The 12365-nt window shown below is 45.4% G+C and carries 11 protein-coding genes; all 11 read right to left on the bottom strand.

Features of this window, described 5'->3' with window-relative positions; all coding sequences use genetic code 11:
• Positions 1–210 precede the first annotated feature (210 nt).
• Positions 211–1347 (bottom strand): flagellin, encoded by a 1137-nt coding sequence (locus tag AB4138_RS18975; RefSeq protein WP_017064128.1) that lies wholly within the window; start codon positions 1345–1347, stop codon positions 211–213.
• A gap of 418 nt (positions 1348–1765) precedes the next feature.
• On the bottom strand, positions 1766–2956 hold the full coding sequence (gene flgL, locus AB4138_RS18970; RefSeq protein WP_017064129.1) for a flagellar hook-associated protein FlgL: 1191 nt from the start codon (positions 2954–2956) through the stop codon (positions 1766–1768).
• A 10-nt stretch (positions 2957–2966) separates the two neighbouring features.
• Positions 2967–4847: a flagellar hook-associated protein FlgK gene (flgK, locus tag AB4138_RS18965; RefSeq protein WP_017067655.1), complete on the bottom strand. Its 1881-nt coding sequence runs from the start codon at positions 4845–4847 to the stop codon at positions 2967–2969.
• Between the two features lie 220 nt (positions 4848–5067).
• A complete protein-coding gene (gene flgJ, locus AB4138_RS18960; RefSeq protein ID WP_017064131.1) occupies positions 5068–5985 on the bottom strand; it encodes a flagellar assembly peptidoglycan hydrolase FlgJ in 918 nt (305 codons plus the stop codon).
• Positions 5986–5995: 10 nt separating this feature from the next.
• Entirely contained in the window at positions 5996–7087 is a 1092-nt protein-coding gene (locus tag AB4138_RS18955; RefSeq protein WP_017062257.1) for a flagellar basal body P-ring protein FlgI, read from the bottom strand.
• Positions 7088–7181: 94 nt separating this feature from the next.
• Positions 7182–7964, bottom strand: a complete 783-nt coding sequence (flgH, locus tag AB4138_RS18950) for a flagellar basal body L-ring protein FlgH (protein WP_372154557.1) — start codon at positions 7962–7964, stop codon at positions 7182–7184.
• An 88-nt stretch (positions 7965–8052) separates the two neighbouring features.
• Positions 8053–8841 (bottom strand): flagellar basal-body rod protein FlgG, encoded by a 789-nt coding sequence (flgG, locus tag AB4138_RS18945; RefSeq protein ID WP_017062259.1) that lies wholly within the window; start codon positions 8839–8841, stop codon positions 8053–8055.
• A 21-nt stretch (positions 8842–8862) separates the two neighbouring features.
• Positions 8863–9612 carry a flagellar basal body rod protein FlgF gene (locus AB4138_RS18940; protein ID WP_372307280.1) on the bottom strand — a complete coding sequence of 250 codons (750 nt, stop codon included), beginning with the start codon at positions 9610–9612 and terminating at the stop codon, positions 8863–8865.
• 251 nt (positions 9613–9863) lie between these two features.
• Complete coding sequence (gene flgE / locus AB4138_RS18935) at positions 9864–11168, bottom strand: flagellar hook protein FlgE (RefSeq protein ID WP_017062260.1); 1305 nt, start codon at positions 11166–11168, stop codon at positions 9864–9866.
• Positions 11169–11217: 49 nt separating this feature from the next.
• The gene (gene flgD, locus AB4138_RS18930) at positions 11218–11931 is read right to left on the bottom strand and encodes a flagellar hook assembly protein FlgD (RefSeq protein ID WP_010439286.1); all 714 of its coding nucleotides are present in this window, start codon (positions 11929–11931) and stop codon (positions 11218–11220) included.
• A 17-nt stretch (positions 11932–11948) separates the two neighbouring features.
• Positions 11949–12362, bottom strand: a complete 414-nt coding sequence (gene flgC, locus AB4138_RS18925; protein ID WP_004736176.1) for a flagellar basal body rod protein FlgC — start codon at positions 12360–12362, stop codon at positions 11949–11951.
• Between the last annotated feature and the right edge of the window lie 3 nt (positions 12363–12365).

Below are 12365 nucleotides of genomic sequence, written 5' to 3'. Positions count from 1 at the left end.
TTTGAGAGAACCGGGGCTAGTTGGCGCGTCAGAGCCTGTGTGGAGATCATCGAGAAATGAACACATTTCCGACTTGCCGTTGCATTCTTACTGCAAAAATGGATAGCAGGTGAGAGATGAGAGAGCTAAACATTCAATAGTAAGTATGCTTGCCAGTTTCCCTTGCTGCATGGCTCACGTCTGAACACGAGCAGCAAGTTCAACCAATAACTATTGCAATAATGACATTGCAGAGTTAGGCAACTGTTTTGCTTGAGCAAGTATTGAAGTACCTGCTTGTTGCAGAATTTGTGATTTGGTCATTTGCGTCGTCTCTTTCGCAAAGTCCGTATCTTTGATTCGGCTGTTTGAAGCGTCTACGTTCTCTTGTACGTTTGCCAAGTTATTAATACTGTGGCTTAGACGGTTCTGTTTTGCACCCAAATCAGCACGCTGTGAATCCACGTACTTCATTGCAGAATCAATCACGCTGATCGCGTTCTGTGAACCCGCAACGCTGGTTAAGCTAACATCTTGAACCGAGGTTGCGCGGCCTTCACTCTTAATACCTAGCTCAGACGCTAGACCACCAGAGATAGACATTGGGCCGTCAAGGTCAGGTTCAGCAACGAACAGTTGAATGCGACCATCATCAGTAACCGATGCGTTCACAAGATCAGACTGACCATTAATGTAAGTCGCAAGCTCTTCGATATCATCGCCCGCTTTGGTATTGATATCTAAAACGATGTCTTCACCCGCTTTGGTTTTGAATTCGAACTTAAGATCGCTCGCTGTTGGCGGCACTTCCCAGTTCTTATCTTTCGCGTTTTCTGAATCGAACGTAGTACCACCCATACGGTAGTCATCTGCACGGATACTTGTCAGAGCCATGATCATTGCTTCACCAGAGTTAGAACCGATCTGGAATGAAGCTTCACCGAATGAACCGTTCAGTAGACGACGACCACCAAACGATGTGGTTTCCGCAATACGGTTAAGCTCATCTTGAAGTGCCATTGACTCTTCGTTCAGTGCAGTACGCTCTGCCGGCGAGTTAGTGCCGTTTGATGATTGAATCGCTAGATCACGCATACGTTGTAGTACGTTAGTCGATTCGTTCATCGCGCCTTCTGCTGTTTGAGCAATCGAAATACCGTCGTTGGCATTACGCATTGCCACATCAAGACCACGAGACTGAGCGGTTAGACGGTTCGAGATTTGCAGACCTGCCGCATCATCTTTCGCGCTGTTGATCTTGTGACCAGATGACAAACGCTCCATAGAAGTCGCTAAGTCATTAGATGCTTTATTCAGGTAACGCTGTGCTGTCATAGCAGATACGTTAGTGCTTACATTGATAGCCATTTTGCTCTCCTTATGAGTTCGCAAAGTTTCTGCGAAGCGGCCAGCTTTACTCTCATATGGATAAGCACTGACCGTGTATTACTCGATAAACCCTATACAAGGTTTAAGATCTGTATTAATCATTTATAACCAACACAGATACAAGTTGTATGCCAAGTTTAATATCATATAAATAATTTTTTAATTATCTAAAAATCAGAAGCTTACAAACAACACTGCGCAATTATGATTTTCTACTATTAGAAGATGAAAAACATTCACCTTCCTTATTGCCGTTTTTTGCCGCTATTCTAGAAACATCATGCTTCGTACAAAAAAGCGGCAAACTGTGGCGTCATTCGCACGTATGGCATAGCACATACGGCAAGGAATCAACGCCATGGTGATCGACAAGCCACCATTAAATACCGATTGATCATTAAATATAGTTAAACAAGGTCAGGTCTTTGGTTTTGCCAAACGCTTGTTGAGAAGCTTGTAGTGCTCGAGAGTTTTCATTGAACTCAATGATCGCTTTCGAGTAATCCAAGTCTTCAAAGTTGCTTTTTGCTTTTGCTAAAGACAACTTGAAATCTTCATGTTGTTGCTCTTGAATATCCAAAGTACTCAAGCGTGCACCAACATCGGTTCTTGCCTTGGTCAAATGGATAAACGCAGCGTGGAACTCTTCAGTTACTTGGTGCAGTTTCGCTGTTGCTGATGCATCCGATACCGGGTTTTCAGCCTGCTCAGCAGCCTCTTTGAACGTATCAAAGATAGAGAAAGTCTCTCGTGGTTCTAAGGTGATCGAATCACCTTTAGTGATTTGGCCTTTGATTTGAATATTCAGCCCTTCATAAACAATGCCTGTCGAAGGATCAAAATCTTCAGCCGCAACCACTGCGCCGTCTTTTTCAAGCTGATAAGCGAAATTGCCCGTCTGCATGTCGACAAACGTCACTTTATAAGTAGACCCATCTTCATCGCTGTTGGTCGCACGCCCGAGCAATAACTCAGACGCAGGTTCAAGCTCGTACTGAGGTTCGTAGTCACCGAACGGGTTGTCTATTTCCATAAACATCTTGCTGCCCGGATCATTCATTGCCATTTCAAAGCTACTTGCCACACGCATCTTGCGTTGGTAGTCATCACCTTGATATGTCACATTCCCTTCGTTATCTCGAAAGAAAGGCTGATTTTTCGGCTTAGTGCCTGCAAACGTGTAGTTACCCGACTCATCTTGAGAGTTGGCTAAATGCAGGAAGTTATTCGCCAGTTCTTGAATTTCACGCTTCTTAGCTAAACGGTCTTCCGGAGAAAGCGCACCGTTGATCATTTCCATCACGGTTCGTTTTGCTTCATCAGCAAAGCCTTCAGTGTTAGAAACCAATACTTCATGATGCTCAAGACGGTTTCTGACTAGAGTAATCGCATCGACATACTGTTTAAGCTGTTCTGACTGCTGACCAATGTTCTGTAAATAGTGCGTCGCTAATGGGTCATCACTTGGCGACTGTAACTTCTTACCCGAAGCAAGTTGTGCTTGGTTGTGATGCACCTTGTTCTCTTGACGGCGCAAGTCGTTTTGTACTGACTGATAATTATGGAAGCTAGAGATACGATTCAACATTTATACCTTCCTATCTCAGAGCCAAAATAGTGTTAAACGTATCATTGGCTGCTTGCATGATACGTGAAGAAGCCATATACGCTTGCTGAAATTTCATCATGTTTGCCGCTTCTTCATCGAGGTTTACTCCCGAGATAGAAGCAATACGTTCTTGAGCCGACTGTTTTTCTAATGTCGCAATATCACTCAGGCGATTTGCCGTTGAAGACTTCAAGCCCGTATTAGTATTCAAGTTGTGGTAAAGGTCTAAAATCGTAGACTCACCATCATTCAACAGCTTTCCTGTTTGAAGATCTTGTAGCTTACGCAGGTTACCGTTGTCACCTTCTGATGGGACAAGGTTTGCCGTAAACTTATCATTTGCCACCGCACCGGGTGTGAGCTCAAACGTTGTACCGTTGATGGTCACTGGCCCTTGTGGCGGATACGGTTGAGGCTGCATTAAAATGTTACCCTTCGGATCCGTCACAGCAAACTGCTCACCTTTTGGTGAGACAATCACTTCAAACTCACGCAGTTGACCTGCTTCTAGGATTTTAAATCCCGCTGTACCCTTGGCAAACGTGGTCGATGCCTCATAACTTTGCGCAGCAATGTCTTTCGGGTCTTTGGTTTCCATATGAATCTGCGCAGCAAAATTACGCGTTGGACGCAGTAACAGTTTCTCTCCTAGTTCAGGAGGGTTACGTACTTCCACTCGCATGCCATCAAGATAAAAAGCACTACCGCTAGAGTCGGTCGCCATCTTAACGGTCTCACCGTTCGGCTTAGTCACGACATAATCACTGCCATCGTATTTCAGTCCATACTCACCGCCTTTTAAGGCAGAAGTATCATCAATGTATACCGCAACATCGGCTTTCGATTGCCCGCTAGCCGTGACACGAGATTTTGCCACCAGCTCTGAGTTCACGTCGGTAAACAAGTCCTTACCTACGTTGCCGTTAAGATCCAAACCTTGTTCTTGAAGACTATTGACCTCATATGAAAACGCGGTCGCCAAACGACCAAGCTCATCCATGATTGCTGGGATATGTTCGTCACGCATGTCTAGCATGGCGCCGATTTTTCCGTCGATATCACTGCTGGTGATCGGTTTTAAAGACTTACCTTCAACAATCGCTAGGCGGCGCTGATGTGCATCGGGTAAGCCATCAACCATCTTCAGCTGACTCGCTTCACTACCAGAGACCAAGGTATGGCCATTACCAATATGGACATTAAACCCTTCGGCATTTGAGCGTGGTGTCACCGTAACTTTGGTGTAACCAGAAAGCTCATTAATCAACTTTTCATGCTGATCTCGTAGGTCATTATGAGGCCCAGGAGTTCGCATCATTAAACGCTGAACATCACGGATCTCGTACGCAAGTTGGTTAACTCGCTCGATACCCATATCTAATTTTTTATTCGTAGAATCAGACTGTTGACGAACTGTTTCATGAAATTCATTCAAGGTTTTAGTTACAAGCCCTGCTTTCTCTAACACGACCTTACGCGCACCCACATCATTTGGGGTATCGGCGAGAGTCTTAACGGAATCAAACCATTCGTTGAGGTTTTCTGGAATCTTCTTTGAAGCGACCGACGACAACATGCTCGACAACATATCGAGGTTGGCTTCGGTATCGCCTTTGTTGGCGGCATTGGTTGTCGATAAGTTAAGTTCTTTGACGGCAAACTGATCCCAAGAGCGGCGAACATTTTCCACATGTACCCCCATACCGTAGGATTGCCCACCGTACTGGCGCGGGTCATTCACACCTTGAATCACAGACTGGCGGCTATAGCCCTCTGTGTTAGCGTTAGAAATGTTATGACCTGTGGTGTTGAGCTGTCTCTGAGCCGTAAGAACACTTTGTGCCCCTACATTCAGAAGATCCGACGCCATAATGCCCCCAAAAAACTTAACAAAACCAGAATGAACTGATTAACTACAACCGTATATTACTAAGATAATAGCAATATATGTGCCAACAAAAACAATAGGAAATTAAAAGACGATAATTTATTGAAGTGTAAGGAGATAACTATGGATTACGCGTAAGAACTGAAGGGGCGGAGAAGAAAAGAGCCTGCCAGTAGCAAGCTCTCTATGTTGATTTATGACGCTAGTTCATCTCATCAATCTTGGCTTTAACTCGTAAAACCTTGTCTGCATAGTTAGGGTCAGTTGCGTAACCAGCCTGATGAATACCTTTGATGAAATTCTCTGAATTGCCTTGATGCTGTAGCGCCGTTTCGTATCTTGGATTTTCGTTCAAGAACTTCACGTAATCATTAAAGCTATCTTCGAAATTAGAGTAAGAACGGAAGGAAGCTGACTCTTTAACGGCGGTTTTGCCATGGAACTCAAGAGTTTGAGTCGCGACCTTATCGCCCTTCCAACTTCTATCTGCTTTGATGTTAAATAAGTTATTGCTGTTGCCCAAAGAGTTCTTAACCATTTTAGAACCCCAACCCGTTTCAAGGGCAGCTTGTGCCAATAGAAGAGACGAGTCCACACCAAGCGCACTTGCCGCTTTTTCCGCGTAAGGCTTCATTGAGGTCACAAACGATTCTGGAGAATCAAAGGATACTGGCTGTTTTGCTGCTTGCGCAGGTTGAACGTCTGACGCTCGCTCTTCCGAACGGCCTGAATATTGCGGTCTTTGCAATGAAGCATCAAAGCCTTCACTGCGAACCTTCTCTTCAGACGTATCGCTTGCTTGGCCAGCGCTTAGTTGAGCCACGATCATATCTGCAAGACCTAATGAACCTGAAGCGCTTAACTCACTCGCCATTTGGTCATCTTGCATCTGACGATAGAACTGCTCGTTCTGGCTGTTCAACATATCCGACTTAAAGCTCGAGTTAGCATCGCGCATTGACTTAAACAACATCGAGGTGAAAATCGATTCAAACTGTTTTGCCGCCGCGGTTAATGCTTCTTTCTCGCTACCTTCTTCACCGTTTACCGCTTGTTGACGAAGACGGTCTAAACTACCGATGTCGTGAATAAAGCCGATGTCATTGTTATTCTTAATCATGCTTTATTCCTTAGATAATGATCAATTGGCCTTCAATCGCACCCGCTTGTTTCAGTGCTTGAAGGATTGCCATTAAATCAGAAGGTGCAGCGCCCACTTCATTGACTGCGCGTACCAAATCGTCCAGCGTTAGGCCAGGTTCAAATTTGAACATCTTACCATCGCCTTCCGTGATTTCGATATCAGAATCAGGGACCACTACCGTTTGGCCACCAGAGAATGCATTCGGTTGGCTTACGTTTAGATTTTCTTTAATTGCAACCGTCATACCACCGTGGGTGACCGCCGCCGCTTTTAGGCGAACGTGCTTACCAACCACAATCGTACCTGTACGAGAGTTGACGATGATTTTTGCAGAGCCTTCAGCAGGGTCGAACTCGATGTTTTCGATAGCCGACAAGAATGCTACACGCTGGCTGATTTCACGCGGTGCACGAACTTTTACTGAAGTTGCGTCTACCGCTGAAGCCATTTGTGGGCCTAGGAAATTATTAACCGCATCAGCCATACGCTGAGCCGTTGTGAAATCTGATTGGATTAGGTTGAAGGTGATGTAGTCACCACGACCGAATGGCGTTGGGATCTCTTGTTCAACCGTCGCACCGCTAGAGATGATACCAACGTTAGGGTTGTTACCGACAATCTTAGAACCGTCGTTACCTTGTGCACTAAAGCCACTTACCACCAAGTTACCCTGCGCGACCGCATACACTTGACCGTCTAGACCTTTCAAGAAGGTCTGTAGCAAGGTACCACCACGAAGGCTTTTTGCTGAACCGATAGAAGAAACGGTTACGTCAACTTCTTGGCCTTGCTTAGAGAATGCTGGCAGTTCAGCAGTCACAATAACAGCCGCGACGTTTTTGGTTTTTGGCTTAGTGCCGGGCGGCAATTGGATGCCAAAATTTTGCAGCATTGCGTTAAATGTTTGATCGGTAAAGGGAGTTGTCTCACCAGTACCCGGCAAGCCCGTGACCAAACCATAACCGACAAGTTGGTTACTACGAACACCCGCCACTTTTGCCACGTCTTTGATTCGCGCAGCATGGGCACTGGTGGCAAGAAATAGCATGCCGAATAGTACGAGTGTCAGTTTTTTCATTGAGTAACCTGTCTGTATTGCTTTAATTTATAATAGCTTAGCTAAATGTGGCTGAGTGATAGAGGCTGTCAGTATGTCGTCGTCCTATCAAGCTCTACAGAGATACATTAAAGAATCGTGCCAAGAATCCAGGCTCTTGCATATCTTTCTGTACGCCAGTCCCTGAGTACTGAATTCGTGCGTTAGAAACACGGTTTGAAGCAATGGTATTTTCGAAGTCAATATCGTCTGGACGGATGGTACCGCTTAGGCGGATGTACTCATCGCCGGTGTTCAGTGTCATCCACTTCTCACCACGAACCACTAGGTTGCCATTAGCTAATACTTCGATGACTTCAACGGTAATGTAGCCGCTGATGCTGTTACTTTGGTTGGCTGACGCATCACCAGCAAAAGTATTGGTGTTACTCAGATCATAAGAGAAGTTGTACTTGTCGATCGTCAGATCTTGACCACCAACAGCCAGCGGCTCCATTGATGCATCATTCGACTTAGACATGTCTGCGTTGGCTTTTTTGGTCGCTCGAGTATTCTCATCTAACGCTACAGTAATTATGTCACCAATACCACGCGGTTTTGAGTCGTCATACATGCTGCCAATGTGGTTCACATTAAACAGTGAGCCCGTTGCCGCTGCGTAATGCTCTGGTTTCTGCTTGGGGTTGATTGGCGCCCATGCAGGGTCACCAGCAATTGGATCGGTTCGCCCACGAAGCGTGTCAATAATGCCAGAGCTCTCTTGCGCCGACTTATCACCTTCCACAGCATCAACCACTGTGGTTGCATTTTCTTCTGCCGGAGTCTCGATCGGGTCCAGAACAGCACATCCCGACATAGACATAAACATAAACAAAGCTAAACAAAAAATACGTTTCATGGCGATATACTCTCAGCAGGCAGTGGTAAATGGGTCAATTAGCAAAAACAGATAGATTAATTAAAAAAGTAAACGGCGAATAAACCAATTACAGCTGTTGGTTAACAAAGCTCATCATCTTGTCTACTGACGAGATAACTTTCGAATTCATTTCGTATACACGCTGAGCTTCAATCATGTTTACCAGCTCTTCGGTTACGTTTACGTTCGATGTTTCTAGCATCGATTGGCGGATGTTACCCAGGCCATCAAAGCCCGGTACACCCTCTTGTGGGTCGCCACTCGCGCCAGTTGGCAAGTAAAGGTTTTGACCTACTGGCTCTAGACCACCTGGGTTTACAAAGTCAGTAATGGTAATTTGACCAACCACGACGTTGTTTTGCTCGCCACGTAGACGAACCGATACTTCACCGTCGTTACCAACCGTTACCGAGATCGCGTCTTCAGGAATCACAATTTCTGGTTGTAGAGGATAACCTTGGCCCGACGTTACGATCGCGCCTTCACCGTTCAGTGTGAACTGACCATTGCGGCTGTAACCTGTTTCACCGTCTGGCATTTCAACTTGGAAGAAACCGTCGCCTTCAATCATCATGTCTAGGCTGTTAGATGTCGTTTGTGCGTTACCGTGAGTGTGCACTTTTTGAGTCGCGACGACCTTAGAACCGGCACCCAGCATCAAACCACTTGGCAGCTCAGTATTCTGAGACGATTGACCACCCGGTTGATTAATATTCTGGTAGAACAGATCTTCAAATACCGCGCGGCTCTTTTTAAAACCAATGGTCGAGGCGTTGGCAAGGTTGTTCGAAATCGTTGAGATATTGGTTTGTTGGGCGTCTAAACCCGTTTTACTTACCCATAATGCTGGATGCATAGCAATGTCCTTTAAATTCTATTAGCTCATACGAAGCAGTGAATCAGACGACTTGTCCATTTCCTCTGCTGTGCTCATCATTTTGACCTGCATTTCAAACTGACGTTGTAAGTCAATTAGGCTGGTCATTTCACCTACGGCATTTACGTTACTGCCTTCGATAGCACCTTTTAGCAACGTTACCGCTGCATCTACTTCGTATGCCTGATCTGGGTTTTTCGAACGGAATAGACCATTCGTGTCTTTAAACAAACTTTGGTTGTCTGGACGTACAAGCTTAATACGATCAACCACGGCCAATTCTTCAGCTGGAGCGCCTTGAGGAATCACCGAAATCGTACCGTCTGTACCAATTTCTACTTTGCTGATTGGGATTGGCAGCGTGATTGGTGCATCGTTTTCACCAAGCACTAAGTGACCGCTTGCGTTGGTTAGTAAACCGTTTTGGTCAACCCTTAGGTTACCGTTACGTGTTAAACCTTCACGGCCAGTATTGTCCATCACTGAAATCCAACCATCACCTTGAATGGTAACGTCTAGATCTCGGCCAGTAGTAACCACACTACCCTGAGCGAAATTATGACCCGGACGCTCTGTCATGCTGAAAACACGAGTAGGCATGCCTTCGCCATACGCTTGCATTGAACGTGCCTGTGCTAAATCAGCACGGAAACCCGTTGTACTTACGTTGGCAAGGTTGTTTGCACGTAGCTGCAAAGCTTGCATATTTTGCTTAGCGCCACTCATGGCAAGAAACAGTGCGCGATCCATAATTTTGCTCCAAAAATCATCTTCTGGGGCTAATAAAGCAAACACTGTGCCAATATTTTTAACTGTTATTTATCAATAATTTAAATAGAAAACGAACAAGAAGGGTGATCATCAAAGGATCATTGAGGAAGAATTGTTGCCAGTGGCATTACCGGGCGGCAATAGGGGCGGCAAATAAAAAGACAAACAACAATACCCAATTCAATAACATTGAATTGGGTATTCGCAGATGATTCAAACGCTTTAAACGATTAACGAATCTGAAGAATATTCTGTTGTAGCTGGTTGTGTACTTCTAGAGAACGCGAGTTCGCCTGGAAGTTACGTTGAGCAGAAATCAAATCAACCAGTTCTTGAGTCATATCGATGTTCGACTGCTCTAGCGAGCCGTTGTTGATGCTACCAAATGAACCTTTGTTCGATTCACCCCAGATCTTGTCACCAGAGTCGTTGGTAGAATCCCATTGAGTACCGCCTTTCTTATCCAGACCTTGCTCATTTGGTACACGAACCAAGCCTACACGGCCAAGCATCACGTTCTCACCATTTGAATAAGTACCTAGAACACTGCCGTACTCATCGAAATCGATTTTTGTTAAGAAACCTGTTGTCGCGCCATCTTCATCAAACTTAGTCAATTCAAACGGAGCGGCAAACTGAGTTGAAGAATCTAAACCAAACTTAAGCACTTGAGTTGGATCAGCACCGTTCAAGTCAATAGGGTTCGCACCAGCACCCAGTGGTTCCGAGTTAATCGGCTGACCATTGTTTAGGCTTGCTAACGTACCGTCATTGTTGAACTTCATTGTGTGACCAACATGACCTTGTGCATTCGTCGCATCACCACCAGTAATGTTGACCGGCTTTTCACCGTTCTCATCTGACATGGTGTAGTACGTTTGCCAAGTGTTTGGTTGAGTCTGATCTTTGAGGTAGTAAGTCGTTAACTTGTAAGACTGACCCATAGAATCGTATACCGTCGAAGACGTTGCACGGTTATAAGTATCAGCATCTTTGAAGTTAAATGCAGCCGGGTCTTTAAGATCACCGTTTGCAGGAAGGTTAACCCCTACTTCAATGTTTTCTGTCTGTTTTGGCTTACCAAACTCAGCAGGAATGTCGAGAGGCTTTGGCGCGTAAGAAAGAACTTCACCCGAGTTTGGATCAACATCGTAACCTAAAAGAAACTCATCGTTAGCGGTAACCATGTAGTTGTCTTTGTTTAGGTGAAATGCACCATTACGCGTTAATTCGTTAATCTCTGGCACCATGCGGTCTTTCGATACTGCAAAGAAACCTGTACCACTTACACGTAAGTCCATTGGGTTGTTCGTATAAATACTTGAACCTTCGTGGAACTGTTGCGCCACTTGGCTAGCTTGCGCACCGCCACCTGCCGTCGTTTTTGCGTTAGTGAACAACGAGCTTGAGTAAACATCACCAAACTCGGCACGAGACTCTTTAAAGCCAAATGTGTTCGCGTTCGCAATGTTGTTACTGGTTGTATTCAGGTCTAATTGTGCAGCGGATAGGCCGCTTAAAGCTACATATGACATTCCATTATTCTCCTAATCTATCTAGCTAGCATAGTCACTCAATAAAGAGCTACGCTTTACCAACTTCTAGTACTTCAGCAAGTCGTACTGGCGATGTGAAACCAGCCAGATTGAGTAGTACGTTGCCATCGCCCTTACCAAGAAGCACACTGTTCACGTTCGCATAACTGGAAACTTGGAACTCTGTGTTCTCGCCATCCAGCAAACCCGACGCTTTCACGTTGTATTTACCGGCCGGCAATGGGTTACCGTCTTCGTCTTTTCCGTCCCATTCAACACGTGTATCACCAGATGGTTTAGAGCCGATATCAAATGTGCGAACCAATTGGCCAACTTCGTTCTCAACACGGACCATTACATTGTCCATTGCCTGAGGAAGCTTAACCATTGCCGCCATACCGCCATCACCGGGTTTTACACCTGCCGCACCAGGAACCAATACATCACGCCCAACTAAAGAGGAGGCCTGAAGAGCTTGGTTAGAGGTCATTGATGAATTCAAGCTTTCAAACTGTGTATTCATTTTGCCAATGCCATCTACGGTCGCAAATGAAGCCATTTGCGCAATCATCTGGTCATTGCTAACCGGCTTGAAAGGGTCTTGTTGTGCTAGTTGCTTAGTCAACAAAGATAAGAAGTCTTCTTGTTTAAGATCCTGCTTACCTGTTGTTTCGTCGGGCTTTTTAGCGCCATCTTGAAGACTCTTCAGCTGGTCAACATAGGACAAGCCGCTTTGACCAACATTGTTGTTGATTCCAGCCATGTGCTACCTCCTTATCCTTATTGACCCATCTGCAGCGTACGCAGCAGCATTTGTTTACTCGAGTCAGCAACCTGTACGTTTGTTTGGTACGCACGTGATGCCGAAATCATGTTTGCCATTTCTTCCATAACGTTGACATTAGGCTTGTAGATATAGCCTTCGTTGTTCGCTAATGGGTGATCCGGGTTGTACTCCGCGCTTAGCGGCTTATCGCTTTCCACAATACCTAATACTTTCACAGGCACAGTGTGACCACTGTTGCGTGCTTTATTTAACTCAGCGCCGAACACTGCGTGACGAGCCTTGTAAGTTTCTTCAGCAGAACTACTTACACTGTCCGCGTTCGCAAGGTTGCTCGAGGTCGTATTTAGACGAACAGATTCAGCACTCATCGCAGAACCAGTCACATTGAATACATTGAATAAACTCATCTA

The organism is Vibrio sp. 10N.286.52.C3 (assembly GCF_041468865.1).
GTDB lineage: Bacteria > Pseudomonadota > Gammaproteobacteria > Enterobacterales > Vibrionaceae > Vibrio > Vibrio crassostreae_C.
This window is presented reverse-complemented; position numbering and strand designations above follow the sequence as displayed.